Origin of the sequence: Nocardia beijingensis NBRC 16342 (genome assembly GCF_001612785.1) — a bacterium.
Classification (GTDB): domain Bacteria; phylum Actinomycetota; class Actinomycetes; order Mycobacteriales; family Mycobacteriaceae; genus Nocardia; species Nocardia beijingensis.
Genome location: NZ_BDBC01000017.1, coordinates 81490 through 107535, shown reverse-complemented (window position 1 = coordinate 107535; position 26046 = coordinate 81490). Strand labels below are relative to the sequence as shown.

At 70.6% G+C, this 26046-nt stretch carries 19 protein-coding genes, 1 other RNA gene and 1 pseudogene; 10 read left to right on the top strand and 11 right to left on the bottom strand.

Annotation, left to right across the window (positions count from 1 at the left end; all coding sequences use genetic code 11):
- Positions 1-63 precede the first annotated feature (63 nt).
- On the top strand, positions 64-2535 hold the full coding sequence (locus NB3_RS11590; protein ID WP_084486149.1) for an FAD-dependent monooxygenase: 2472 nt from the start codon (positions 64-66) through the stop codon (positions 2533-2535).
- Positions 2536-2713: 178 nt separating this feature from the next.
- Positions 2714-9949 (top strand): non-ribosomal peptide synthetase, encoded by a 7236-nt coding sequence (locus NB3_RS11585; protein ID WP_067800872.1) that lies wholly within the window; start codon positions 2714-2716, stop codon positions 9947-9949.
- 7 nt (positions 9950-9956) lie between these two features.
- Here NB3_RS11585 and NB3_RS11580 read toward each other — a convergent pair whose 3' ends face one another.
- On the bottom strand, positions 9957-10772 hold the full coding sequence (locus NB3_RS11580; protein ID WP_067800869.1) for a helix-turn-helix domain-containing protein: 816 nt from the start codon (positions 10770-10772) through the stop codon (positions 9957-9959).
- A 129-nt stretch (positions 10773-10901) separates the two neighbouring features.
- Between NB3_RS11580 and NB3_RS11575 the strand changes: the two genes are divergently transcribed.
- The 3 genes from NB3_RS11575 to NB3_RS11565 all read left to right on the top strand — a co-directional run bounded on the left by NB3_RS11575 (position 10902) and on the right by NB3_RS11565 (position 13149).
- Positions 10902-11315, top strand: a complete 414-nt coding sequence (locus tag NB3_RS11575; protein WP_067800866.1) for a hypothetical protein — start codon at positions 10902-10904, stop codon at positions 11313-11315.
- A 235-nt stretch (positions 11316-11550) separates the two neighbouring features.
- Positions 11551-12099: a GNAT family N-acetyltransferase gene (locus NB3_RS11570; RefSeq protein WP_067800864.1), complete on the top strand. Its 549-nt coding sequence runs from the start codon at positions 11551-11553 to the stop codon at positions 12097-12099.
- Positions 12100-12126: 27 nt separating this feature from the next.
- On the top strand, positions 12127-13149 hold the full coding sequence (locus tag NB3_RS11565; RefSeq protein WP_067800861.1) for a hypothetical protein: 1023 nt from the start codon (positions 12127-12129) through the stop codon (positions 13147-13149).
- 6 nt (positions 13150-13155) lie between these two features.
- Here NB3_RS11565 and NB3_RS11560 read toward each other — a convergent pair whose 3' ends face one another.
- Together NB3_RS11560 and NB3_RS11555 are read right to left on the bottom strand one after the other, a co-directional pair.
- Complete coding sequence (locus tag NB3_RS11560) at positions 13156-13617, bottom strand: GNAT family N-acetyltransferase (RefSeq protein WP_067800858.1); 462 nt, start codon at positions 13615-13617, stop codon at positions 13156-13158.
- A gap of 124 nt (positions 13618-13741) precedes the next feature.
- Positions 13742-14629 (bottom strand): alpha/beta hydrolase, encoded by an 888-nt coding sequence (locus NB3_RS11555; protein WP_067800857.1) that lies wholly within the window; start codon positions 14627-14629, stop codon positions 13742-13744.
- Between the two features lie 36 nt (positions 14630-14665).
- Between NB3_RS11555 and rnpB the strand changes: the two genes are divergently transcribed.
- An RNA gene (rnpB, locus tag NB3_RS11550) (RNase P RNA component class A) lies at positions 14666-15080 on the top strand.
- A gap of 19 nt (positions 15081-15099) precedes the next feature.
- Here rnpB and NB3_RS11545 read toward each other — a convergent pair.
- Positions 15100-15492 (bottom strand): hypothetical protein, encoded by a 393-nt coding sequence (locus NB3_RS11545; protein ID WP_067800854.1) that lies wholly within the window; start codon positions 15490-15492, stop codon positions 15100-15102.
- 435 nt (positions 15493-15927) lie between these two features.
- On the opposite strand from NB3_RS11545, the gene NB3_RS11540 reads away from it, so the two are divergent.
- Entirely contained in the window at positions 15928-16260 is a 333-nt protein-coding gene (locus tag NB3_RS11540) for a hypothetical protein (protein ID WP_067800851.1), read from the top strand.
- A gap of 16 nt (positions 16261-16276) precedes the next feature.
- Complete coding sequence (locus NB3_RS11535) at positions 16277-17728, top strand: RNB domain-containing ribonuclease (RefSeq protein WP_067800848.1); 1452 nt, start codon at positions 16277-16279, stop codon at positions 17726-17728.
- A gap of 195 nt (positions 17729-17923) precedes the next feature.
- Here the strand turns inward: NB3_RS11535 and NB3_RS36145 are convergent, their stop codons facing one another.
- The 7 genes and pseudogenes from NB3_RS36145 to panB form a co-directional block, all read right to left on the bottom strand.
- A complete protein-coding gene (locus NB3_RS36145; RefSeq protein ID WP_244891879.1) occupies positions 17924-18784 on the bottom strand; it encodes a CHAD domain-containing protein in 861 nt (286 codons plus the stop codon).
- 45 nt (positions 18785-18829) lie between these two features.
- A pseudogene (pip, locus tag NB3_RS36140) lies at positions 18830-19777 on the bottom strand (prolyl aminopeptidase); the annotation flags it as partial.
- Between the two features lie 13 nt (positions 19778-19790).
- Positions 19791-20240, bottom strand: a complete 450-nt coding sequence (locus NB3_RS11525; protein WP_067800845.1) for a hypothetical protein — start codon at positions 20238-20240, stop codon at positions 19791-19793.
- A 161-nt stretch (positions 20241-20401) separates the two neighbouring features.
- Complete coding sequence (locus NB3_RS11520) at positions 20402-20809, bottom strand: PIN domain nuclease (RefSeq protein WP_067800842.1); 408 nt, start codon at positions 20807-20809, stop codon at positions 20402-20404.
- Entirely contained in the window at positions 20806-21024 is a 219-nt protein-coding gene (locus tag NB3_RS11515; RefSeq protein ID WP_067800839.1) for a hypothetical protein, read from the bottom strand. Before NB3_RS11515 ends, NB3_RS11520 begins: the two co-directional genes overlap by 4 nt.
- A 50-nt stretch (positions 21025-21074) precedes the next feature.
- A complete protein-coding gene (locus NB3_RS11510) occupies positions 21075-21872 on the bottom strand; it encodes a phosphotransferase (protein ID WP_067800836.1) in 798 nt (265 codons plus the stop codon).
- A 74-nt stretch (positions 21873-21946) separates the two neighbouring features.
- A complete protein-coding gene (panB, locus tag NB3_RS11505; protein ID WP_067801334.1) occupies positions 21947-22801 on the bottom strand; it encodes a 3-methyl-2-oxobutanoate hydroxymethyltransferase in 855 nt (284 codons plus the stop codon).
- A gap of 187 nt (positions 22802-22988) precedes the next feature.
- Here panB and NB3_RS11500 point away from each other — a divergent pair, with 187 nt between their 5' ends.
- Both NB3_RS11500 and glnA read left to right on the top strand, forming a co-directional pair.
- Positions 22989-24527: an alpha/beta hydrolase gene (locus NB3_RS11500; protein WP_084486169.1), complete on the top strand. Its 1539-nt coding sequence runs from the start codon at positions 22989-22991 to the stop codon at positions 24525-24527.
- A 165-nt stretch (positions 24528-24692) separates the two neighbouring features.
- Positions 24693-26030: a type I glutamate--ammonia ligase gene (glnA, locus tag NB3_RS11495; RefSeq protein ID WP_067800832.1), complete on the top strand. Its 1338-nt coding sequence runs from the start codon at positions 24693-24695 to the stop codon at positions 26028-26030.
- The last annotated feature ends 16 nt before the right edge of the window (positions 26031-26046 follow it).

The following is a 26046-nucleotide window of genomic DNA, read 5'->3' as shown; positions in this document are numbered from 1 at the left end:
GCGGGCCGCGTCGCGGCACGAAGCACCTGTGCCGTCGAGTGGTTCGATGAGAGTGCAGGTTCGATGAGCAGTCCGATCAAGGTTGTCGTTCTCGGGGCAGGGATCGGAGGACTCACCACCGCGGCCGCCCTGCGGCATGCGGGATTCGGCGTCGAACTATACGAATCGGGCACCGAACTGCGGGCACAGGGCTTCGGGCTTTCGGTGCAGGCCAACGGAATCAACGCACTGCGCACCCTCGGCCTCGGCATCGACGAGCAATTGCTCGAGCGCGGCGGCCGGGTCGAGACCTTCCGCTTCTGCAACCCGGACGGCAGCCCGATCCGGGTGCTTCCGGTGCATCGGCTCGACGCCCAGCTCGGCGCACCCGCTGTCGCACTGCACCGCACCGATCTGCACGACGTGCTGCTGAGCGCGATCGGTGACACGCCGACTTTCACCGGCGCGCAGGCCACCCGGTTCGTCGACGACGGCGAGCACGTGCGGGTCGAATTCGCCGACGGCCGCGTCGCCGAGGGCGATCTGCTCGTCGGCGCCGACGGCATCCACTCGGTGGTGCGCGCCCAGTTGCACGGCCGCGCCGCGCCGCGCCCCGGCAATTTCGTCTGCTGGCTGGCCTGCATCCCGTTCGAGCACCCCAATGTCGCGCGCGGGTTGTCAGCGCACTTCTGGGGCACCGGAATGCGTTTCGGCATCCACGACATCGGTCACGGCCGGGTGTACTGGTGGGGCACCAAGACGCTGCCCGCCGACGAGGCCGCGAACTGGCAGGGCGGCAAGGACGACCTGCTGCGCCTGTACGCCGACTGGGCGCCGGAGGTGCGCGCCTGCATCGAGCAGACCGAGGAGGCGGCGATCCTGGCCGTGCCCGCGCAGGACCGGCCGCCGCTGGCGGGGTGGGGCCGCGGGCGGGTGACGCTGCTCGGCGACGCGGCGCACCCGATGCTGCCCAGCCTCGGCCAGGGCGCCAACGCCGCGATCGAGGACGCGGTGGTGCTGGCCGGTGTGCTGCGCAATTCCCTGGATCCGGTTGCGGGCCTGCGTCGTTACGAGAAGCTGCGCGCCGACCGCACCGCCATGTTCGTCAACGGATCGGCCTCGCTGGCCAAGATCGAGCAGACCACCGACCCGCGCCTGGTGCGGGTGCGCGACACCTACTTCCGGCACGCGCCCACCGAATTCTTCCTGCGTAACCTCGGCAAGCCGATGTCCTTTCCCGAACCGGACGGCCCGACCGCGCGACTGCCGCGTCCGCTCTCTCCGGTCGAGCGCTGGCACTGGATCGCCGATCAGCTGGCGCCGCTGCACATCCTGTCGCGGGTGCGCGTCCGTGGCCACGTCGAGGCCGAGCAGATCCGCGCGGGCCTCGACGAGGTGCAGCGCAGGCATCCGCTCCTGCGGGTCGCCGTCGCGGCCGAACCGGACGGCACCGCACCGCGTTTCGTGCCGGTGCAAGCGCCGATTCCGCTGCGGGTGATCGAATCGGAGGACAGCACGAACTGGCTGGCCGAGGCCGACGAGGTGGAGCTGCGCGAGCCGTTCGACTGGCGCACCGGCCCGCTGGCGAGGGCGGTGCTGATCAAGGAGACCGACGGCACCAACGAGCTGATCGTCACGCTGCACTACGCCATCGCCGACGGCGAGAGCGCGCTCTCGGTCGCCAAGCAGGTGCTCCAGGCGGCCGCAGGGGAAGGAGGCGATGTCGCGCCCGCTCCGGTCCGGCCGGGGCCGGAGGAACTGTTCCCGCCGCGCTTCCAAGGCGCTGGCGGTGCGCTGCGCACCGCGGGTTCGTTCTTGCGCGACCAGAAGTCGCAGCTGCGCAAGCCGCGCAGGCTGGAGCCGACCAGGCTGGCGCCGCCAGCGCAGCGGCGCAGCCGGGTCGTGCACCGCGGCCTCGACGCCGACCGGTTGGACGCGCTCACCGCTGGCTGCGCCCGCCACGGCGTCGGCCTGCAGGCCGCACTCTCCGCGGCGCTGCTGATCGCCGCGGCCAGGGAAGCGGGCACCGAGCAGGCCGCCTGGTACACCGTCGGCAGCTCGGTCAACTTCCGTGACCACCTCGGCGGCGCCGCCGGCGACACCGAAGTGGGCACCTATCAGGGCATGATCGCCACTCCGGCCAAGTACGCGCCGTGGGCATCGCTGTGGGAGATCGCCGCCGAGATCGAGCGCGAGTACGGCGCCAGAATGGACCGGCGCGACCACCTGTCCGCGTTGAACCTGCTGAAGGTGGCCGCGCCGAAATCGGTGGCCGCGAGCGCGTCCACGGTGAAACTCATGGACACCCGCGGCCCCGGTCATCTCTGTATGACCTACCTGGGCGACTACCCGTTCCCGGACAAGATCGGCTCCTGGCAGCTGGAGGGCGCGCAATTCGTCTCCGGCATGTCCGTCAGCGGCTTCATCATGGCGACCGCCAACGCGACGCACAACCAGCTGTCCCTCAACATCGGCTACGTCGAGCCGGCGGTCTCCCGCGACCGAGCCGATCGTCTGGCCGACGAAAGCGTGCGTGCGCTGCTGTCGGCTTGCTGACCGGCCCGCATACCCCGCGATAACAACAGCAGAGTCGCGGCATCGGCACTGCCGATGCCGTGATTCGCGATATCGATAACTGGATAAGTGTGGTAGCAGCTTTGCGTGTCAGCGATCAGGGTGGGCCCGAGCGGATCCGCGCACGGCCGGTGCCGCGACTGTCGCGATAGGAGTGACTGTGACATTCGAACCGAGTGCTACTTCCGAGAGACCCCCCGAAGCCTGGCCGGTCAGCGCGTACCAGCGCGATGTGTTGTCGGTGGCCTACCGGTATGCCCCGGCGCCGGTCACCCGGAACGCCTACTGCGCGTTCATGGACGAGCCCTTCGACATGGACCGGTTGCGCGCCGTGGTGCGCAGGGCGCTGCTGTCGGACGAGGCGCTGCGCCTGCGGTTCGAGTTCTCCGAAGGCCGTTTCTGGCAGTGGGTCTCCGACGAGCTACCCGAGGTGGAGCTGGTCGATCTCAGCTGGGCCTCCGACCCGGCCGCGGCGCGCCGGGACTGGGTGAACCGGGCCAACGTGACGCCGTCCCCGCCGCGGCAGCCGTTCCGGATCGCCGCGCTGGTCGACGGACCCGACCACTTCCATCTCTACGTGGCGATGCACCACGCGATGATCGACGGCTGGGGCGTGAACGCGCTGTGGAGCGCCCTGGTGGACAACTACAGCCGCAGCGACCTCTCGCTGGAGCAGCTCGCCGAGCCCGAGCCGTTCACCGAGCAGACCGACCGCAGTGCGGCGACCTACCGCAAGATCGCCGCCGAACACGAGGAGTATCTGTCCTCGCCGCAGTGGGCGGCGGACCGTGACGCGCTGGTGCGCCGCTTCGAAGGAGTGGTCCCCGCACTCTTCTCCGGACGTGCGAGCACCCCGAACGTCGATCGGGGGCGTCGGCGCGTGGTCGTCGAACCCGAGTTCCTCGACCGCATTCGAGCCACCGGCTTCTCCGTCTTCGCGTTCACCGTTTCGGCGCTGGCCGCCTACCTGACCACCATTCACCGCTCCGAGGAGGTGGTGATCGGCGTCCCGATGCTCAACCGGCACAGCGCCGAGACCTTCCGCACCGCGGGCCACCGGACGAACGTGGTGCCCCTGCGCATCCGGGTCGATCCCACCGAGCCGCTGTCCGCGGTCGCTACCGAGGTGGCCGCGCAGATCCGGGAACTCAAGCGCTACGAGCGTTTTCCGTACGGCGACCTGGCGCGTGCCCTCAGCAGTGATCCGACGGCGCCGCCGCTGTTCGACGTGGCGTACTCCTACATCAAGATGCCGCCCTCGGATCACCTCGACAAGATCCTCGGCACGCTCGACATCGTCAATCCGGGCACGGTGCTCGAGGCGCTGAACATCCTCGGCGTCGAGCACGCGCGCGACGGCTCGCTGAACCTCCAGCTCTATTACGACAAGGACGTCTTCGACGAGAATTTCCCGTTCGAATCGGTCGTGCGCGGCGTCGGCGCGCTGCTGGTCGCGGCGCTGGACCGGCCGGAGGCGCCGATCGCGGACCTGCCGCTGATGCCGAGACGGGAGCAGGCGGCCATCGCCGCGTTCGAATCCGGTCCGCGCGAAGAGTTCCCGTACACGACGATCGACCGGCTGGTCGCCGACGTGGCCGCACGGCATCCGGATCGGATCGCGATCGAGCCGGTCGCGGGGTCAGGGGAGCAGCCGCTGCGCTACGCCGAATTGTCCGCGCTGGCCGACGGCTTCGCCGCCAGGCTGCACGCGCTCGGCGCGACCGGCAACGAATGCGTAGCGGTGGTGCTGCCCCGCTCGACGGAGATGCTCGTCGCGATCTTCGGTGCGCTGCGGGCCGGTTGCGCCTACGTGCCGCTCGATCCCGACTTCCCGGCCGCTCGCATCGAGACCGTGCTCGCCGACTGCGGTGCGCGCTTCGTCGTGGCGGGGCCGCGGCATCAGGCGGTGTTCGACGAACTGGGCGTCACGAGGATGACGGTGGCCGACACCGCCCCGGCGCGCGGCGTCGAAAGCGTCTCGCACCCAGCGGATCTCGGCTACCTCATCTACACCTCCGGTTCGACGGGCGTGCCCAAGGGCGTGATGATCGAGCACCGGTCGGTGGTGAACCGCCTGACCTGGATGCAGCGGCGCTACCCCCTGCACGAGTCGGACGTGATCCTGCAGAAGACGCCGGTGACCTTCGACGTGTCGGTGTGGGAGCTGTTCTGGTGGGCGATCACCGGCGCGCGGGTGGCGCTGCTGGAACCGGGCGGGGAGCGCGATCCGCGCCGCATCGCCGACGCGATCGCCGCGCACGGCGTGACGGTGCTGCACTTCGTGCCCTCCATGCTGGCCGCGTTCGTCGACGAACTCGCGGCCGACCCGGCGACGGTGGCGCGGCTGGGCAGCGTGCGGCGGATCTTCTGCAGCGGTGAGGCGCTACCCCCGGCGCTGGTGCGCCGGTTCCACGCGGTCTTCGCCGCGGCCGGGGCGGCGGCGCCGCAGCTGGTGAATCTCTACGGCCCGACCGAGGCCACCGTCGACGTCTCCTATTTCGACTGCCTCGCCGGCGAGCCGCTCGAGGTGGTGCCGATCGGGCGCCCCATCGACAACATCGACCTGCTCGTGCTCGATCACATCGGCCGCCGGGTGCCGGTCGGCGTGCCGGGGGAGCTGAACATCGCGGGCGTCGGCGTGGCTCGCGGCTATCGCGGCAGGCCCGAGCTGACCGCTGCGGCGTTCGTCGACGATCGCGCGGTGCCGGGGCGCCGCCGGTACCGCACCGGTGACCTGGCGCGCTGGCTGCCCGACGGCAACCTCGAGTACCTCGGCCGCTTCGACGATCAGGTGAAGATCCGGGGCAACCGGATCACCCTCGGCGAGGTGCAGAACGCCATGCTCGGCTGCGCCGGGGTCCGTGCGGCGGCCGTGGTGGACGAGGTCTCGGAGGCGCACGGCGTGCAACTGGTCGGCTACTTCGTCGGCGCCGACGTCTCCGGCGAGGAGATCGCCGAGCAGCTCGCGGCCGGGTTGCCCCGCTACATGGTGCCGTCCCGGCTGATCCGGGTGGACCGCATCCCGCTGACTCGCAACGGGAAGCTGGACCGGCGCGCGCTGGCCGAGCAGCTCGTCCTCGGCCACGGCGGCGAGCGGGCCGACGGCGCCGAGCCGCGCACCGACGTCGAGGCCGGACTCGCGCAGGTCTGGCGCACCGTCCTCGGCGTCGAGTCGATCGGGGTGCACGACAACTTCTTCACCCACGGCGGCGACTCCATCCTCGCGCTGGCCGTGCGCACCGCCGCCGAACGCGCCGGGCTCTACTTCGACGTGGACTCCTTCTACCAAGCGCCGACGATCGCCGAGCTGGCCCGCGTCGTGCGCGACGACCGCCACGACGAACGCGGCCGCGTCGCCGCGCCGCTGGAGACGGTGCCGCTGATCGACCGCGCCGCGCTGCACCAGGCCGAGGACGCGTTCCCGGCCACCGCCCTGCAACTGGGCATGCTGTATCACAGCATCGAGCGCGCCGACTCGGTCACCTACAAGGACGTCTTCCGCTATCGGCTCGAAATCCCCTGGGATGCCGCGCGATTCCGGGACGCGGTGGACCGGCTGGTGCGGCGTCAACCCGCGCTGCGCTCGTCGTTCGAGCTGAGCAGGTACTCGGTTCCGCTGCAGATCGTGCACACAGCGCCGCCCTACGACCTCCAGATCGTCGACCTCGGCGACATGGACGAGGCGGACGGCGAAGACCTGATCGAGATCCATCTCCAGGAGCGAGCCCACGCCCAGTACGACATCTCGGTCCCCGCGCTGTTCGCCATCCGCGTGTTCGTCCGCCCCGGCCCGCAGGAGCCGGTCGGCACGGTGGACCTGGTGCTGAGCTTCCACCACGCCATCCTGGACGGCTGGAGCGTCGCCACCTCGGTACTGGAACTGCTGCTGGACTACCTGCATCACCTCGGCATGACCCAGAACCGGGTCGAGGCGACGCCGCATCCGGCGACCGTGCTCGCCGAGTACGCGCGGGCCGAGCAGGGCGCGGCCCGCGACAGCGCGGCCCGCGCGTACTGGCTGACCGCGTTGGAAGGCGCCGAGCCCACCGCGCTGACCGCGCTCGGCGCGCACCAGCCGGTGGTGGCCGGCGTGCCGCGAGCGCGGGCGCTGGTGCCGCGCAGGCTGGCCGAACAGGTCTCGGCGTTCGCCACGCGCCACCAGGTGCCGGAGAAATCGGTGTATCTGGCCGCGCACTGCCTGGCGCTGCGGGCGCTCACCGGCCGCACGGATGTCACCACCGGCGTGGTCAGCCACGGCCGCCCGGACCGGGCCGGAGCCGAACGAGTGGCGGGGTTGTTCCTGAACACGCTGCCGATCCGGTTGGACGGCGCCGCGACCACGTGGCGCGCGGCGGTGGAGCAGCTCGCGCGACGCGAACGCGAGGCGTATCCGTTCCGCCGCTACCCGTTGCGGTCGATCCTCGCCGACGGCGGGCCGGTTTTCGAGACGGCGTTCAACTTCGTCAACTATCACGTCTTCCAGCCCATGCTCGTGCTGGACGGCGTGCGCCTGCTCGACTTCGAGGCCCGCGAGGAGACCAACTTCCAACTGCTGGTCACCGCGGCCACCGATCCGCGCGACGGCCGGATGTGGCTGCGGGTGGACGGCGACCACACCCTGACCGCGGAGCAGTGCGAGACCGTGGCCCTCACGCAGCTGCGCATGCTGGCCGGAATCGTCGCCGACCCCGACGCGGCCATCGACCGCGGCGTCGGCCCCGCGACCGCCCGCGACGTGGGCACGCTGGTGGCCGAAGCCGCCGCGCTCGATCCCTCGCGCCTCGCCCTGGCCGGTGACGACGAATCCGTCACCTACGACCAGCTGATCGAACGCTCCGACCGGCTGGCCCGGCGCCTGGTCGGGCTCGGCGTCTCGCCGGGCGACCGGATCGGCATCCTGATGGGACGCCGCCCGCAACTGGTGCTGCTGGTGCTCGCGCTGACCAGGATCGGAGCCGCGTGTGTTCCGCTCGATGTCAGCTACCCGCGCGCCAGGCTCAATCTGATGATCGATCGCGCCCGCCCGCACCGGGTGGTCGCCGACGCCGCCTATCGCGACATCGTCGACGAGGCCGCCTTGGTGCTGGACACCGCCGCGCTCTTCGACGACTCCGCGCCCGACGCGGAAGTGACGCTGCCCGGTTACGTTTCGCCCGACGCGGTGGCCTACGTGCTGTTCACCTCGGGGTCGACGGGCGAGCCCAAGGGTGTCGCGATGCCGCATCGCGGCCTGACCTCCCTCGTCGACTGGCAGAATCGCGCGTCCACCGGGACCGGCCTGCTGAGCACACTGCAATTGGCGCCGTTGAGTTTCGACGTGTCGTTCCAGGAGATCTTCACGACCCTCGCGGCGGGGTCCACCCTGCGGGTCAGTTCGGCCGATCTGCGCTCGAATGTCGAGCAGCTGCTGCACACGGTGGTGGAGGAGGGCATCGAACGGCTCTTCCTGCCGTACGTCGCCTTGCAGGCGTTCGCGGAGGCGGCCGTGGCGCACCGGATGTTCCCGACCGAGCTGAAGGTGCTGATCTCCTCCGGCGAGCAGCTGCGCATCACCGATGAGATCCGCGCGCTGTGCAAGGTGGTGCCCGGTCTGGTGCTGGAGAACCAGTACGGCCCCACCGAATCCCACGTCGCGACGAAGTTCACGCTGACGGGTCCGGCCGACGAGTTCCCCGCGCTGCCGCCCATCGGCCGCGCCGTCGACGGCGACACCGTCGAACTGCTCGACAGCGCCCTGCGGCCGGTGCCGGACGGCGTCATCGGCGAGATCTATCTCGGTGGCCGCAGCATCGCCCGCGGTTACGAGGGCAGGCCCGCGCTCACCGCGCAGCGGTTCGTCGCCACGCACGCGGGCGGAATCCGGTACCGCACCGGCGACCTCGGCGTCCGACTGTTCTCCGGCGACATCGTCTGCCTCGGACGCAGCGACAGCCAGGTCAAGATCCGCGGCTTCCGGGTGGAGCCCGCCGAGGTCGAGTTGTGCATCCTGAGCCTGGTGGAAAAGTTCCCCGGCATCACCGAGGCCGCCGTGGTGGCCCGCGGTTTCGGCGGCATCGACGGTTCGCTGATCGCGTTCCTGGCCGGGTCGCCCGAGCAGACCGACCTGGCCGCGCTGCGGCACGACCTGCGCACGATGCTGCCCGCGCACATGGTGCCGTCGCGGTTCGTGTGGCTCGGCGAACTGCCCCGCACGCCCAGCGGCAAGCGCGACGACGCGACGCTGCGCGCCTTCGGCGAGGACGCCACGGAGACGGTGTCGGCGCGGCGGGAGCCCGCCGACGAATACGAACGGTCGGCGGTCGAACTGCTGGCCGAGTACGCGGGACTGCGCGCGATCGGCGTCGACGAAGACTTCTTCGCCGCGGGCGGCACCTCGATCGGGGCGATGCGCGTGGTGATGGCGCTGTCGCGCCGCTGGGGCGTCGAGGTACCGCTGGACGCGTTCATCGGCGCGCCCACCGCCGCCGGGATCGCCACGCTGGTGCGCTCGGGCGACGTGCGGCGCACGTTCGACCCGCTGGTGCCGATCAGCGTCGGCGGCAGCAAGCCGCCGCTGTTCCTGGTGCACCCGATCGGTGGCAACGTGCTGTGCTACTTGGCGCTGGCGCGGTACCTGGACCCGGATCGCCCGATCTACGGATTGCAGGCCGCGGGCGCTGATCCCGGCAGCGCCCCGGAGAAGACCATCCCCGCGATGACGGAGTCGTACCTGCGGGCGGTGCGGCGGGTGCGTCCGAAGGGGCCGTATCACTTGGCGGGTTGGTCGTTCGGCGGCTACGTGGCCTTGGAAATGGCCCGCCAGCTGCCCGAGCACGAGGTCTCCAGCGTGACGCTGCTGGACACGATGGCGCTGCGCGCTCGCACCCGGAGCCCGATTCCGGAGGAGAAACTCATCCGGTGGTTCTTCCTCGAGCTGCTGTGGTACGCGCGGGGAAGCCGTTCGGCGCTGGTCGATTTCGAGCCCGACGTGCACAATTCCGAGGATCTGTTCGCGGCGATGCTGGCGGAGTCGGTGCGGTCGGGCATCCTGCCCGCCGACAGTTCGCCGCAGGCGATCCGGCGGCTCTACGAGGTGTTCTTCGCCAACTACTCGGCGATGCTGGACTACAAGCTGGAGCCGTACGATCGCGACATCACGCTGTTGCGCGCCACCGAGGGCCTGCCGCCGGGCGTCGATCTGGCGCATCAGACCGTGGGCAGCATGTTCGACAGCGCCGACAACGGCTGGAAGCAGTACGCGGCGCGCCGGTTCACGGTGATCGACGTGCCGGGCGATCACCTGAACATGATGACCGAGCCGAACATCGGCGAGCTGGGGTTGCGGCTGGACGAGGTGCTCTCGGCCGCCGACCCCGATCTGGATCGCGAGTGGGACGAATCCATGCTGGACGCCTGAGCTCCGTTCACGCCTTCGCCGTGGCCGCCCAGCGCAGCGCGGCCGCGGTGAAGTCGTCGAGGGGGTAGAACAATTCGATGGCCAGCTCCGACAGCGTCACGTCGGCCGGAGCGCCGAAGGTGGCCATCGTGCTGAACATCGACAGCTCACCCGCCGGGGTGCGGATCCGGATCGGCACCTCGAACGGGCCCGCCGGCGTGGCGGTCTCGGCCGCCGCGGCGTCCGCCTCCGGTGGATCGGGATAGCCGGAGACCTCGTCGTACAGCGCGGCCAGTTCCGCGTCCCCGCTCGCGCTGACCTGCCTGCCCAGCCGCTCCAGGAACAATTCGCGCACCTGGGCGAGGTTGGCCAATCGGGCCGAGAGGCCGTCCGGATGCAGCACCAGCCGGTAGACGTTGGGCCGGGGCGCGCGCACGTGCCCGGGGACGCCGTCCATCAGCACGCTCATCGCCGCGTTGCCCACGACGACGTTCCACAGCCGGTCGATGACCACCGCAGGGTACGGTTCGTGCGCGGTGAGCATGGTCTCCAGCGCGGTGCGCACCGATGCGAGATGGGCGTCGTCGAGGCTGCTCTCCCGGTAGGCCGGGGCGAAACCCGCCGCGACGAGCAGCGTGTTGCGTTCGCGCAGCGGCACCTCCAGCGTGTCGCACAACCGCAGCACCATCGCCCGGCTCGGCGCGGCGCGGCCGGTCTCCACATAGGACAGGTGCCGCGCCGAGGTGTCCGCCGCCAGCGCCAAGTCGAGTTGGCTCAACCTGCGCCGTTGCCGCCATTCCCGCAGCAGGATGCCCGCTCTCGACGGTGTTCGCACCGATGTCACCCGGCCAGTGAAGCATCCCGCAGTGCGGTGCGGCCATGACCTCCGAGGTTATTGAGACACGCACCTCCGGCCAGCAGGGTTGTTGCCGGGAGCCGACCGGCCCCGCCGGATCGACCGACTGGAGTACTCATGACATCCACCACCTCGGCCCGCCGCGCCACGTTCCTGCGTTCCGCGTTGCGCGTCGACGGCTGGAGCACCGGCGTCTTCGGCGCGGTACTGCTCGGCGGGGCCCGGCTGCTGCGTGAGCCGCTGGGGGTGCCGACAGGGTGGAGCGTCGCGTTCGGCGTCGTCATGCTCGGCGGTGCGCTCGTGTTGCTGTCGATCGCCCGGCGTCCGGCGGCCGCAGCGCGCTACGCGGGCGTGGTGGTCGTCGTCAACGCGCTCTCGGCGGCCGGGATGATCGGTCTGGCCGGTTCGGGGTTCTTCGCGTTGACGGGGCCGGGCGTCGCGTTCCTGCTCGCAGGCGCGGCGGCGGTGGCGACCTTCGCCGGGCTGGAGTTCGCCGGGCTGCGCGGGCTCGGTGAGCAGCGTGCTCGATGACGACCCGCCCCCAGCCCGGGATCACGACGATCCGGTTCCGCTGAGCCGATGTGGAGGGTGATGGTGAATCAGCGGGGTCCCGTGCTGGTGTCGCCGTGGGTGGTGATGCGGCTGGCAGAACGGCGCGTTCCAGGACATGGGGATCAGTCGCGGGTGGGTGGGCAGGCCTCCCGCCCTCGACCGCGACACCCGAAATACGTTGTGCCGGAGTCGTCGACCGCGTAGGAACATGCGGATGGACGTCTCCATGCCCGGGATCAGGTTGCTCGTGCCCGATGACTGGGCGGTGTTCCGCCGGGTCCGCCTCGCCGCGCTGACCGACGCGCCGGAGTTCTTCGGCACCACCCTGGCCGAGGCGCGGGCCCGCACCGAAAGCGACTGGCGGCGCGCGCTGTCGGACCGGGCCCAGTTCCTGGCCGAGGCGGACGGGACCGCAGTGGGGACCGTCGCGGGCATGCCGGACCCGGAACGCGGTGGCGTACACCTCATCTCGATGTGGGTGGCGCCGCGGGCGCGGGGGACGGGCGTGTCGGACCGGCTGGTCGCCGCGGTGCTCGACTGGGCGGTCGAGCGTGGGCACGCGGTCGTCCGTTTGGAAGTCGCCGAGCACAATGCCTTCGCCGAGCGACTGTATCTGCGCAACGGGTTCGTGCGGACCGGGGTGAGCGGGCCGATGGGCCCCGGCGACCCGCGCCGGGAATTCGAGATGGCATGGCGGCCCGGTTTGCCTGCTGATCCGCAGGGTATCCGGGCCGCGACGGCATCCGAGACATCCGTTCCGTAACCGCGAGGCCCAGCACAGGAGAAAGCCATGAACCAGCGCAAACCGACGGACAAGGGGACCGACGACCTGCCCGGCGCCACCGACGTCTCGGCCGGAACCGGGCAGCCGTCGGAGGGCGCGGAGCACGGGGCCAACGGGAAACCGGCAGCCGACCAGCGCGCGGCGGGTACGTCCAGCGGCGGCGGCGCGGGAGCAACCGAACCGCCGAGCGCGGCGCGGGCATCGCAAGACGCGTCCGTGCAGGCGGGCGGCATCGCCGACGCGGCGGAGACGGTGTCTTCGGGGAAGGTTCCGACCGGTACGGCCCCGCAGGCGGGCAGCGCGCCCGATGCGGCGGAGACGGTGTCTTCGGCGGATACTGCGACCGGCGCGGCCCCCCAGGCGGGCGGTGCGGCTGGTGCGGCCGAGACGGTGTCTTCGGGCAGGGTTCCGACCGGTACGGCCCCGCAGGCGGGCAGCGCGCCCGATGCGGCGGAGACCGGCGCGACCGCTCAGGCGGGCGCTGCGCCTGATACGGGGGAGAAGGTGTCTTCGGCACAGACTTCGACCGGCGCGGCCCCGCAGGCAGGTGGGGCCGCTGGTGCGGCGGAAACGTCGTCCTCGGAGCGGATTCCGGAATCGGGTGCGCAGACGAGCAGCACGCCTGGTGGCTCGCAGCGTCCGACGACCGCCGATACCGTGGCGCAGGCGCACAGTGCCGCCGGGAACGAGGGGACGGAAACGGTGAGCTCGGCGCGGAGCGAGAAGAAGGCGGGTGACGCCGCGCGCGCGGCGGGAGATGCGGAGCCGGAATCCACGGGGCATGCCGCCGAAGCCGGGAGTGAGCAGGAGACGCCGATAGCGGAGTCGGTTCGACGCGCCACCGAGCGTGCCGAGCAGGTGGAGGCGGAAGCCGCCACCGCCGCCGAGCGTGGCGCGGCGGGGATCCCAGGACCGGTTGCCCACACGGGCCGCACGCTTCTGGAGACGCTCCGCGACAAGCCCGTGCTCGCCGCGATTCCCGCCTCGGTGCTGGCTTTCATCTTCTGGCGCGCGTTCCGCCGAGGCTGACCAGCCTCACACGCGGCGCCGGTAGATCTGCCGCGACCCGCCCTCCGGCCCGGGATCGGTTTCTTCCGCGGGATGGAAGCCCAGGTTCTCGTAGAACGCGCGGGCACCACTGGTGACCGCGCCGGGATGGTCGGCTCCGAAGGTCACCACCTCGAGCGTGCCGGGGGCGGGCACGTACCGGCGGATCGCGTCCGTGGTCAGCGCCCGGCCGATCCCGTGCCCGCGAGCCTGTTCCGCGACGACCAGCCAGTGCACCCGGTAGATCGGCGGGTCGGAGCCGAACAGGATGCCGCCGAGTATCTCCGCCCCCGCCGACCGGGCGACGAGCGCCGTACCGCGCTGCACGTGCCGCAGCACCGAGGCGCGAAAGCCGGCATCGTCGGCCCCCGCGCCGAACCAGTGCTCGACCTGCCCCGCCAGTTCGAGAAAACCGGCGAGGTCGTCCTCTCGCGCAAGCCTGACAATCATCCGCGTCATCGTGACAGCATCGGCCGATTCCGTCGACTCGAACGGGCCTCAACCGGCGGCGGAGCGCAACGCGCCGCGAGTTCGATATGGGCGGCCCGGCCGCCGGGCCGGGCCGCGAAACGCCTTACGGCCGCAGCACCGACACCAGGAATTCGGTCTGGTCGTACACGGTCTTCTCGAAGACCTCGTCGAAATAGATGTCGAAATGCCCCGCCGGATACCGTTTCACCACCGCGTGCTTGGTGCGTTCGGCCGCGCGCAGCGCCGATTTCACCGGCGCGACGGAATCGTCGTCGCACAGCGCGTACAGCACCGGCATCTTCAGGGCCTTCGCCCGTCGCCACGGCGCGTCGAAAAGGGTCGAGAAAGCCACGCGCGCGGCCACTTTCGGCTCATATGTCTCGCTCTCGTCGGTCAGCCTGCGGAAGCCGTCCGGCACGTCGGGCGCGCTCATCAGCGCCGCGGCGCCGCGGCGTCCGGCCAGCCGGATGCCGACCGGCTTGCGCCGCAGCGTTCCGAGCACCAGGTCGGTGGCCGCGATGGTGCTGACCTTGATCAGGCTGATCGGCCCCTTCGCCAAGGCCGATGACAAGCCGCTGGTGAACGGGACCTGCGCGACCACCGCCGCGATGTAGGCGTCGTCCGGTGCGACCGAAAGCACGTGCCCCCCGCCGAACGACGTGCCCCACAACGCGATCCGGGTCGCGTCGATACCGCGCAACGTGCGGGCGTAGGCGATGGCGGCATGCCAGTCCGCGCGCTGGCGCGCGATGTTCAGCAACTGGCGCGGTGTGCCCTGACTTGCGCCGAAATGCCGATAGTCGAATACCAGGACCGCCATTCCCGCGGCCGCGAAGCGCCGCGCGTACCGATCCAGTCCCATTTCCCGATTGGCCCCCAGGCCGTGTCCCATCACCACTAGCGGGCGGGGTTTGGGTGCGCCGTCCGGGCGGTATAGCCACGCCGCGCACTGTTCGCTTCCGGAGGGGAAGCCGACCTCGACACGTTCCATGGCCATCAACCGTACCCAGTATCCTGTTCTGGCGGACGAGTTGGTCGGGCGGCCGCGGCATCGGGAACGGGCACGGTTGTGCCGCCGCCCGGCGCCGAGGAAAGTCCGGACTCCACAGAGCAGGGCGGTTGCTAACGGCAACCCGGGGTGACTCGCGGGACAGTGCCACAGAAAACAGACCGCCCACGGCCCGAGGGTCGTGCGGTGAGGGTGAAACGGTGCGGTAAGAGCGCACCAGCGCCCCGGGTGACCGGGGCGGCTCGGTAAACCCCGCCCGGAGCAAGGTCGAAGGCCGCACCGTAGCCGGTGCGGCTGCGCAGGTGTTCGAGGGCTGCTCGCCCGAGCCTGCGGGTGGACCGCTCGAGGCACCCGGTGACGGTGTGCCCAGATGGATGGCCGCCCCCCGGCCCCGCGCCGGGGACAGGATCCGGCTTACAGACCAACTCGTCCGCCCGCCCCCGGCGGAGCCGTCAGCACATCAGTTTGGCCATTTGGTAGATCGCCTTGGCTTCCTCGGTACTGGGCTGGGTGGCGCCGCCCGCCCGCTTGACGATGTTCTTGACGACGTCGTCCTCGGATTTGCCCGCTTTGATGTCCCCGCAGGTCTCGGTCAGGATGCTCGCGATCTTCGCGTCGTCCTTGCCTTCGGCCAGCTTGGGGAACGCGCCGCGGAAGCTGACGAGGAACGCGCCCGCCTTCACGCTGTCGACGTGGGCGGCGGCCTGTGCCGCCGTGGTGGTCGACGGGGTGGCATCGCTGGTCTTGTCGTCCCCGCAACCGGTGAGGAGCAGGGCGAAGAGGGTGGCGCCTGCCGCGAGCGCGGCGGTGGTTCTGGCCGCGAGCGCGGCGGAAGTTCTGGTCACGCAGCGGGATGCTAGCCGCCTGGGACCACCGTCGCCTCCCGTCAGGTTAACGGGAGGCGACGAGCAGTGGGAGAAAGAATCGGGCGGTCAGATCGGGTTGATCACGAAAACCTGCGCCCAGTACGCGGCCTGCTCGGGGCCCAGCACCGGCAGCAGGTAGTCGAACAAAATCGATGACATAGGTATGGAGCTCCCAAATTGTCGACGTGCGGGACATTTTCCAAATGCGCGGGCGGAACCACGCCCGTCACGGCGGGCCACGTTAGCAGCGCCGCCGCGGTCGTGTCTCGTGGCGGGACTTTCCGCCGTCCGATTCGTGCGGAACTGGCCCAGATGGTGATCGACGTCATAAAGTAGTCGCCGTTGGCTAGGCCCGGTGCGGGGCAGCACCGGGCTATTCATACTTCGATCGCGGGAAAGCAGGTCTCAACACATATGCGAGTAGTTCGCTCCATGGTCGCCGGCGCATTGGTCGCAGGCGCCGCTTCGGTTTTCGCGGTGCTGGGTGCGGGGTCCGCCGGCGCGGTCGCGGTGACCCCGCTGCCGGGTGGGGTTCAGGTCGACCTGAGTCCCGCCGACACGGTATGGGTGCACCAGAATCATGTCGGACTGGCTATCGCCGGGTTGCCGCATCCGTCCGCCGCCTCCTTCGGCGAGGCGCTGGACGCGGCGGCCCAGGTGTCGTCCTCGGTGCCGAACGGCCGGGTCACCTTCACCGTGTACGGGCCGTTCGACCAGTTGAACGGCTCCATGCTGGCGCTGCAGTAGGACGCGGCGCCGAAGCGTGGAACTCCACCAGCGGATCGTGTCGGCGCCGGTCGATTTCGGCGCCATCCGGTCCGAGTTCGGCCTGGCCTCGGCGTACCCCGCCGAGGCCAGCGCCGAAGCCCGCGACGCGGTGGACGCGTTCGCGGGCGACCGGGTCGATCGCACGGACATCCCGTTCGTGACGATCGACCCGCCCGGGGCCATGGATCTGGACCAGGCCCTGCACATCGAACGCACCCACGGCGGCTTCACGGTGCACTACGCCATCGCCGACGTGGGCGCTGTGATCTCTCCCGACGGCGCGCTCGCCAAAGAGTCCGGCGCCAGGGGCCAGACCTTCTACCTTCCCGACGGCTCCGTGCCGCTGCACCCGCTCGCTTTGTCGGAAGGGTCCGCCAGCCTGCTTCCGGACCGGACGCGTCCGGCCGCGCTGTGGACGATCGAACTCGACGAGAACGCCGAACCGGTACGGTTCTCGGTGGTCCGCGCCCTGGTGCGCTCCCGCGCCCGGCTCGACTACTCCCGCGTGCAGGCCGACGCGGACGCCGGTCGGCTGCATCCCTCGATCGCGGCCCTGCCGGAGTTCGGCACGCGGCGCATCGAGGCGGGGCTGGCGCGCGGTGCGATCGGGCTTCGGTTGCCCGCGCAGAACGTGGTCGGGGACGAGCACGCCGACGGGCACTGGCGACTGGTGGTGGAACCGCGCACCGCCGCCGACGACTGGAACGAGCAGGTCTCGCTGCTGACCGGCATGTGCGCGGCGCGGATCATGCTCGACGGCGCGGCGGCGGGGCAGGAGCGGATCGCGCTGCTGCGCACCATGCCGCCGCCGTCGGAATCCGCGATCGAATCGATGCGCAGGACCGCGCAGGCGCTGGGCGTGGACTGGCCCGAGAACGAAGCGGTCGGGCAGATGCTGGCCCGGCTGGACACCGGCACGCCCGCGGCGCTGGTGCTGATGTCCGAGGCGACGACGCTGCTGCGCGGCGCGAGCTACACCGTCCTCGACGGCTCGGCAACGGCGCCGTACGCGCCGGAAGCGCTGCGGCACAGCGCCATCGGCGCGCCGTACGCGCACGTCACCGCCCCGCTGCGGCGGTTGTCGGACCGGTTCGCGACCGAGATCTGCCTGGCCGCCTGTGCGGGAGCCGAGGTGCCGCGCTGGGTGCGCGAGGGGCTGGTGAGCGCGGCCGAGGCCATGCGGCGCAGCGACAGCGTCGCGGGCAAGATCGAGCGCGCCTGCATCGATCTCACCGAATCGACCCTGCTCGCGCCGCGTATCGGCACCGTGTTCGACGCCGTCGTGGTGCGCGAGGCCAACGGCGACCGGCCCGCCGTGGTCTTCGTCGCCGACCCGCCGGTGCTCGGCCCGTGCGTGGGAGAACCGCCGGAAGGCGAGACCGTACGGGTGCGGCTGTTGTCCGCCGACCCGAGGGAGCGGAAGGTGTCCTTCACCTACCCCGCGTGAACGGGCGCGGCGACACGCCCTCACGCTCAGTGGCACCTACTCGCGGTTCACGACCCCGCTTCGTAAGCGTGCCGATGAGTGGATGCCGCAGGGGCACCTGCTCCCCGGCCTCCGCGGGAGTCTGGTCGTCCTGCCGACAGGGACCAGGTCGTCGTGCCGAGGGGAAGTGTGGTCGTCAACGCCCCGCGGGACGGATCACTCCGTGACGGCCGTCCCGAACAGCGCGGCGGCGGTGGCCGGGTAGCGGCTCAGCTCGCGCCCGGCCGCCGCCTCCTCCGCCGCCGCGAGGAGTTCGTACAGATCGGCGTTCTCGCCCGCCGTCACGGCTTCGCTCGCCCGGTCCAGGATCGCGTGGTGCGATTCCACCGCGTCGCGGTGGTCGCCGAGCACGGTCTGTAGCTTCTTGGCGCGGTCGCCGCGATCGGCGGCCTCGTCGCCGAGCACCTGCTCGGCCGCCTCGGACGCGTAGCGCAGCCGCTTGGCGCTCTTGCGGATCTCGTGCAGCAGTTCCACCCGTTCGCGCGGGTCGACGGTGGCTTCGGCGCGGATCAGGGATTCCACGCGGTCGAGGTCGCGTCGCAGCACTTCCCGGAAGACGTCAGGGGCCGCCGCCTCGGCGCGGGCGGGGCGCAGCGGCGGGTCGGTGCGCCATCCGGCCAGTTCTTCGCGCAGCTCGCGGTAGCGGGTGCTGTCCAACGCGGCCAGCACCTCGTCGTGCGCCGTGCGATAGTGCTGTCGTTCGGCCTCCACCAGACGTGCGGTGACGGCGTCGAACTCCGCCGGATCGGCCCGCTCGGCGTGATCGGCCAGCAGCGTGGCGAACCGGTCGGCGCGCACCTCCGCGTCGCGCGCTTCGCCGAGCAATCCGGCCAGCCACTTCAGCTCCGCGCGCATCGCGGCGGCGGGCTTGCCTGCGAGCAGTTTGCGGTAGGACCGCAGCACGCTGCGCAGCCTGCGGGTGGCCACCCGCATCTGATGAACCGAGTCCTCCGCGTCGGCGCGGACCTCGGGCTCCGCGGCCAGGAGCCGGTCGATGTCCTCGCGCAACGCCGCCACGAAAGCGCCCCCGGCCGTGATCACCGTGCCCGCTTCCGCTCTCGCGAATCGGTCGGTGGCCTCGACCAAGCGATGGGTGATGCCCGGCTCGTTCGCGGCGTGCCCCGCGTCGTCGACGATGTGCAGGACCGAGCCGGGCCAGGCCCGGTGCAGTTCCCACGCGCTCACCGCGGGGCAGACGATGTCGTGGCGGCCCTGCACGATCACGGCCGGGATGTGCGCGATGGCGCCGATGTCACGCAGCAGCTGACCCTCTTCGAGGAATCCGCCGTGGCGGAAATAGTGATTCTCGATCCTGGCGAACGCCAGCGCGAATCGCGGCTCCGATGTCTCGGCCACCCGATCCGGATGCGGCAGCAGCGAACTCGTCGCGCCCTCCCAGCTGGACCAGGCGATCGCCGCCGCGCGGGCGATCTGTTCGTCGGCCGAGTGCAGCAGGCGGTGGTAGACCTCGACCAGATCCTGATCGCGCTCCTGCTCCGGCACCGGCGCGAGGAACTTCTCCCACTCGTCCGGATAGACGTAGCCGGCGGCGCCGTTGTAGTACCAGTCGATTTCCTTGCGGCGCAACAGGAAGATGCCGCGCAGCACCAGTTCGGTGACGCGGCCGGGGTAGCGCTGCGCGTAGGCCAGCGCGAGCGTGGAACCCCAGGAGCCGCCGAACACCTGCCAGCGATCGATGCCGAGATGTTCGCGCAGCGCCTCGATGTCGGAGATCAGGTGATCGGTGGTGTTGTGCTCCAGGCTCGCGCCGTCGGCCAGGTGCGGGGTGGAGCGGCCGCACCCACGCTGGTCGAACAGCACGATCCGGTAGGCGGCCGGATCGAAGAAGCGCCGATGGAACGGGGCGGTGCCGCCGCCGGGGCCGCCGTGCAGGAACACCACCGGCTTGCCTGCCGGATTGCCGCTGACTTCCCAGTAGACCGACTGGCCGTCGCCGACCGCCAGCATGCCGGACACGTGCGGCTCGATCTCGGGATAGAGGGTACGCATCCGGCCGCCCGGCTCAGAACGCCAGGCCAGAGGCCAGGTCGGGGATACCGAGCGCCTCCACGGCCTGCTGGCGCACGTCCGGACAGGCCTTGATGGTGACGCGGTCGACGATCGGCTTGTCGGCCAGCACCGCGCCGTTGATGCCGCCGTTGCGCAGCGCCCACTCGTGCACCAAGGCGTTCAGCCCGATCTTGCCGAGGGTGCCGCCCTGGATCCGCCAATTGGACAGCTCGGGCCGGATCATGTCGCACAGCTGGGTCGCGGCCGCGTCGGAGATCTCCGGGCTCGTCGTCGTGACGCGGCCGGACGTCGTCCCGGGCGCGGCGGTGGCCGACACCGTGGTGGAGCTCGAGCTCCCGGTCGGCGCCGGACCCGAGTCGCTGCCGCAAGCGGTCAACGCCGCGGCGGCGAGAGCGCCCGCCACCAGCAGGGTGCTGCGTGAAATCCAACGGCTGTACGGCATGGGTACCTCTGGTCGTGTCGGGATTGTCGGCATCGAGTCTGCCATTGATTCCGCCGCCCGGCCCGAACCGGCCGTTGCCGGTGGGAATAGGTCAGCCGAAGTGCGCGCGTAGCTCGTCGAGCGGGTCGCCACACTCGCCGGGCCACAACGTTCGTCGGGCCTCAGGTCTCTCGGTCGACGCGGATCAGCGGGAGTTCCGGCCGTACTTTCGCGATCGAGTCGTAGTCCGCGTCCGCGTGCAGCAGCGTCAGGCGGTGCTCGAGCGCGGTGAGCGCGATGACGATGTCCATCGGTGACGGCCCGCGATGATGGCCGATGCGGACCAGATCACGCTGCACCGCCAGCACGTGACGCCAGGGATCGTCCGGCGCGGGGTACCACGCGAACGTGCGTCCGAGAACCGCGAAGAACGGTTCGAAATCCTTGCCCGATCGGACGGATACCATGAGCTCGGCTTCGACCGGCGGGCAGATCGCGACGAGTCCTTGCGCCACCCGGCGGGGCCATGGATCGTCCACCTGGCCGCGAAGCAGTCGCCACACGGCCGAGGTGTCGGCGAGATAGGTCACCGCTGGGACTGCTCTTCGGCTGCCAGCACATCGAAGTCCAGGATGTCCTCGGCATTGGCCTGCAACCAGGCCAGTCCGCGGGCGCGATCGTCCGCCGTCAGGCCCGCCGCGATGGCCAGTGCCCGATTGATCGTGTCGCGCTTGGTTCGCGTGCCCAGCTGCTGCTGAGCGAGCGCCAGCGCGCCGTCGTCGAGATCGACTATGGTCCGCGTCATGCTCCGCACCTCCCTTGATATACGGATATATGCCAGTGTATCAACGTGGGTCAGCCGAAGTGTGCGCGTAGCTCATCGAGCAGGTCTCGGCGGACGCGGTCGAAGGCGGGCTCGGCGTTCTCCACGGTTCGCCACGGGTGCAGCGCGACCAGAGGGGCCAGGCGTTCGGCTGCGGCGATCTCGGCTTCGGGTATTCGCTCCAGTTGCCGCCAGCGGGCGAAGTACTCCGCGCGATGGGGGCTGTGCAGCAGGCGGTGGGACAGGAATGGATGGGTGATCACCGCGTCACCCCAGTCGAACAGCAGGCCTGGGCCGGGATCGCGCGCGAAGACGTTGCCCGGGTGCAGGTCGTTGTGTTCGATGCTGAGTCTGCCGGACTCGGTCAGTGCCGCGGCGGCCGCTTCGATGCGGGCGCCCAGGCCGGGCGCCCGCGACTCGAAATGCCGGTAGACGCCGAGTAATTCGCTTGGTGGAAGGTAAGGGGTGCCGGTGGCTCGCAGATCCGCCACGTGGGTGATGAGCGAGTGCTGGAGATCGGCGTAGTGACGGACGAGGGCGGCCCATCCGTCGCCGGAATCACCTGCGGTGGCGCCGCCGTCGGGACTGAGTAGCCAGCCGTTGTCCGCGTGCACCGCGAGCGGCTCCAGCACGCTGCCGGGACGCAGGCGGGCCAGCAGGCGCAACAGCGGGCCCTCGTGCGCGAAGGCGCGTGCGTTGGCCTTCACCCACATGCTTCCCGCGTCGGTGGGGATGCGGGCCAGCAGCGACCACGCTCGCCGTTTCCTTTCGACCGCCGCGCCGGTGATCTCGATGTTCCTGGCGTGCAGCGCCGTGCGCGCCCAGCGCACCAGCGGCTCCAGCGGTTGGCCGAGCAGCGTGACAGGGGCGCGCGCCGCCCGGCCGGTCGTCGCGGAATCGCCGGTCAGAAGCTGTGCTCCGGCCCGGGGAAGGTGCCCCGGCGCACTTCCTCGGCGTAGGCCGCCGCGGCGGTGCGCAATTCGTCGCCGACGTTGCCGAACCGCTTGACGAACTTCGCGGTCTTGCCGCTGGTGTAGCCCGCCATGTCCTGCCAGACCAGCACCTGCGCGTCGGTGTCGGCGCCGGCGCCGATGCCGACGGTCGGGATGGTCAGCTTGCGGGTGACCTGCCCCGCCAGTTCGGCCGGGACCATCTCCATGACCACGGAGAACGCGCCCGCCTCCTGCACCGCGATGGCGTCGGCGATCAGCTGCTCGGCGCCGTCGCCACGGCCTTGCACCCGGAATCCGCCGAGGGTGTTGACGCTCTGCGGGGTGAAGCCGATGTGCGCCATGACCGGGATGCCCGCCGCCGTGATCACCGCGATCTGCTCGGCGACCCGCTCGCCGCCCTCCAGCTTCACCGCGTGCGCCCCGCCCTCCTTCATGAACCGGGTGGCCGTCGCCAGCGCCTGCTGCGGGGAGGACTCGTAGGTGCCGAACGGCAGGTCGGCCACCACCAGCGCGTGCGGAGCGCCGCGCACCACCCCGCGCACCAGCGGGATGAGTTCGTCCACGGTGATCGGCACGGTGGTGTCGTAGCCGTACACCACGTTGGCCGCGGAATCGCCGACCAGCAGCACGGGAATGCCCGCTTCTTCGAACAGTCGCGCCGAGGAATAGTCGTAGGCGGTCAGCATCGCCCAGCGTTCACCGTCGGCCTTCATCTGCTGCAGGTGCTGCACCCTCGTCTTGCGCACCTTCTTGGGCTCCGCGGGCGCCGCACCGTAGGCAGGGGTTTCCGAATCGGATACGGACATCATCGTCCCTTTCGTCTGTGTCGCCTCGGGGCCCGTCCGGGTCCCCGGGTTTGTCTGACGAGATTCAGTGTGCCACCCGCCACGGAGGCGGATTAAGGTCGATGAGCGGTGCGATTGGTCACAGCGCCGCGGGGTTCGCCCGGGGCGGACGCCGCGTTTGCCCGATGGCAATATCGACAGCATGTCGATGGTGCGGAGTAGGCGCGGTGCGCTCCCGGTGGCGGTGCTGGCGTCGCTCGCTGTGCTGGTTTCGGGATGCGGCGTCACCCGCACCGAAACGGGGCAGCCGCTGCCGGCGCCGCCCACCGGGCTGGAGAAGTTCTACGGCCAGGCGGTGCAGTGGGGTGACTGCACCGGATTCGGCGGTCAGGACGACCGGTTGCCGCCGAGCACCGAATGCGCGCGGATCACCGTTCCGGTGGACTACGCCGCGCCCGACGGGCCGACCGCCCAGATCGCGATATCCCGCACGCGGGCGACCGGTCGGCGAATCGGTTCGCTGGTGATGAACCCGGGCGGGCCGGGGGAGTCCGGCCTCGGCCTGTCGTCGCTCGGCAACAAGACGGCGCTGGCGGAGCGCTTCGACCGGATCGGTTTCGACCCGCGCGGCGTCGGGTCCTCCACCCCGTCGATCGTCTGCCAGACACCACAGGAGCAGGACGCCGAGCGCGCCGAGCCGGAGGACGACTACACCCCGGCCGGCATCGCCGACGCCGAGGCCGACAACCGCCGGTACGCGGGCCGCTGCGCCGAGCGGACCGGGAAGGAGTTCCTCGCCCATGTCGGCACCCGCGAGGTCGTGCAGGACCTCGACATCATGCGCGCCGCGCTCGGCGACGCGAAGCTGACCTACGTCGGCTACTCCTACGGCACCAAGATCGGCTCGGCGTACGCGGAGCGGTTCCCCGACCACGTGCGCGCCATGGTGCTCGACGGCGCCATCGACTCATCCCAGGATCCGGTGCAGGAGTCGCTGCGCCAGGCGGCGGGCTTCCAGAAGGTGTTCGACGCCTACGCCGCCGACTGCGCGCGGCAGCCGGACTGCCCGCTCGGCGCCGATCCGGCGCAGGCGGTGCCGCGGTTCCGCGCCTTGGTGAACCCGCTGTGGGACAAGCCCGCCGCGACCACCGACCCGCGCGGGCTGACCTACGGCGACGCGATCACCGGCGTGCGTCAAGCGCTCTACACCGACGAGTTCTGGAGCGTGCTCACGCTCGGGCTGTCCGAACTGCGCGACGGACGCGGCGACACGCTGCTCACGCTGGCCGACCTGTACGACGGCCGCCGCGACGACGGCACCTACGCCAACACCACCGACGCGTTCAACGCGATCCGCTGTGTGGACGATCCGCGCATCACCGACCGCGCGGTCGCCGGACGCCAGGACGCGGAATACCGCAAGGCCGCCCCCTTCCTGGACGACGGGCGTGGCACCGGCGCGGCGCCGCTGGAGCTGTGCACCGCCTGGCCGGTGCCGAACTCGAGTGAACCGCATCGCATCTCGGTGACCGGCCTGCCGAAGACGGTGGTGGTCTCGACGACCGAGGACCCGGCGACGCCGTACCAGGCCGGGGTCGACCTGGCCGGCCAGCTGGGCGCCGCGCTGATCACCTATCAGGGCAACCGGCACACGGTGGCGCTGGCGGGCGGTGTTCCTTGCGTCGACGACGCGGTCATCGCCTATCTGGTCGACCTCACCGAACCCGCCCCCGGCCTCACCTGCTGAGCCGGGCCGGCCGGGTTGCTGTTCGATCACGCGCGGCGGCCCGGTACGGAAAAAACTCACAAACCGGACGATCCGACTGTGCGGAGTCTTCCGAAAAAATCCAGGTCAGCAATCTTAAGCGTGTATGTAACACAGATTTAACGCCGGATGCTTACGCTCGCGGGCATGGATCGCCAGAAGGAATTCGTGCTGCGGACGCTCGAAGAGCGGGACATCCGCTTCGTACGTCTCTGGTTCACCGACGTCTTGGGCTACCTGAAGTCCGTCGCGATCGCGCCCGCCGAGTTGGAGGGCGCGTTCGAAGAGGGTATCGGTTTCGACGGCTCGGCCATCGAGGGCTTCGCCCGCGTCTCCGAGGCCGACATGGTCGCCCGGCCGGATCCGTCGACCTTCCAGGTGCTGCCGTGGGCCACGAGCAAGGGCCACCAGCACTCCGCGCGCATGTTCTGCGACATCACCATGCCGGACGGCTCGCCGTCCTGGGCCGACCCGCGCCATGTGCTGCGCCGCCAGCTGAACAAGGCGGGCGACGTCGGCTTCAGCTGCTACGTGCACCCCGAGATCGAGTTCTTCCTGCTGGAGAACGGCGCCAGGGACGGCGTCCCGGTCCCCGCCGACTCCGGCGGCTTCTTCGACCAGGCCGTGCACGATTCGGCGCCGAACTTTCGCCGCCACGCCATCGACGCGCTGGAGTCCATGGGCATCTCCGTGGAGTTCAGCCACCACGAGGGCGCTCCGGGCCAGCAGGAGATCGACCTGCGCTACGCCGACGCGCTGTCCATGGCCGACAACGTGATGACCTTCCGCTACCTGATCAAAGAAGTGGCCATCGACGAGGGCGTGCGCGCGACCTTCATGCCCAAGCCGTTCGCCCAGTACCCGGGCTCGGCGATGCACACGCACATGAGCCTGTTCGAGGGCGAGACCAACGCCTTCCACGACCCCGACGACCCGATCAACCTGTCGGAGACCGCGCGCGCGTTCATCGCGGGCATCCTCGAGCACGCCCCGGAGATCAGCGCGGTCACCAACCAGTGGGTGAACTCCTACAAGCGCCTCATCCACGGCGGCGAGGCGCCGACGGCGGCCTCGTGGGGCCGGTCCAACCGCTCCGCGCTGGTGCGCGTGCCGATGTACACGCCGAACAAGTCGTCCTCGCGGCGCGTCGAGATCCGCAGCCCCGATTCCGCGTGCAACCCCTACCTGGCCTTCGCCGTGCTGCTCGCGGCCGGTCTGCGTGGCATCGAGAAGGGCTACACGCTGCCTCCCGAGGCCGAGGACGACGTATGGTCGCTGACCGTCGCGGAACGCCGCGCGATGGGCTTCCGTGAGCTGCCCGGCACGCTGGACGAGGCGCTGCAGGCCATGGAGCGCTCGGAACTGGTCGCCGAGACCCTCGGCGAGCACGTGTTCGACTTCTTCCTGCGCAACAAGCGCAGGGAGTGGGCGGACTACCGCAGCCAGGTCACGCCGTTCGAGCTGAAGGAATATCTGGGGTTGTAGTCCGAGCGATGCCCCG

Excerpts from the sequence above, each read along its gene's own strand:
- NB3_RS11590 (WP_084486149.1), top strand. The coding sequence starts at position 64 with ATGAGCAGTCCGATCAAGGTTGTCGTTCTCGGGGCAGGGATCGGAGGA.
- NB3_RS11575 (WP_067800866.1), top strand. The coding sequence starts at position 10,902 with ATGACATCCACCACCTCGGCCCGCCGCGCCACGTTCCTGCGTTCCGCG.
- NB3_RS11570 (WP_067800864.1), top strand. The coding sequence starts at position 11,551 with ATGGACGTCTCCATGCCCGGGATCAGGTTGCTCGTGCCCGATGACTGG.
- NB3_RS11565 (WP_067800861.1), top strand. The coding sequence starts at position 12,127 with ATGAACCAGCGCAAACCGACGGACAAGGGGACCGACGACCTGCCCGGC.
- NB3_RS11560 (WP_067800858.1), bottom strand. The coding sequence starts at position 13,617 with ATGATTGTCAGGCTTGCGCGAGAGGACGACCTCGCCGGTTTTCTCGAA.
- NB3_RS11555 (WP_067800857.1), bottom strand. The coding sequence starts at position 14,629 with ATGGAACGTGTCGAGGTCGGCTTCCCCTCCGGAAGCGAACAGTGCGCG.
- NB3_RS11540 (WP_067800851.1), top strand. The coding sequence starts at position 15,928 with ATGCGAGTAGTTCGCTCCATGGTCGCCGGCGCATTGGTCGCAGGCGCC.
- NB3_RS11525 (WP_067800845.1), bottom strand. The coding sequence starts at position 20,240 with ATGCCGTACAGCCGTTGGATTTCACGCAGCACCCTGCTGGTGGCGGGC.
- NB3_RS11515 (WP_067800839.1), bottom strand. The coding sequence starts at position 21,024 with ATGACGCGGACCATAGTCGATCTCGACGACGGCGCGCTGGCGCTCGCT.
- panB (WP_067801334.1), bottom strand. The coding sequence starts at position 22,801 with ATGTCCGTATCCGATTCGGAAACCCCTGCCTACGGTGCGGCGCCCGCG.
- NB3_RS11500 (WP_084486169.1), top strand. The coding sequence starts at position 22,989 with ATGGTGCGGAGTAGGCGCGGTGCGCTCCCGGTGGCGGTGCTGGCGTCG.
- glnA (WP_067800832.1), top strand. The coding sequence starts at position 24,693 with ATGGATCGCCAGAAGGAATTCGTGCTGCGGACGCTCGAAGAGCGGGAC.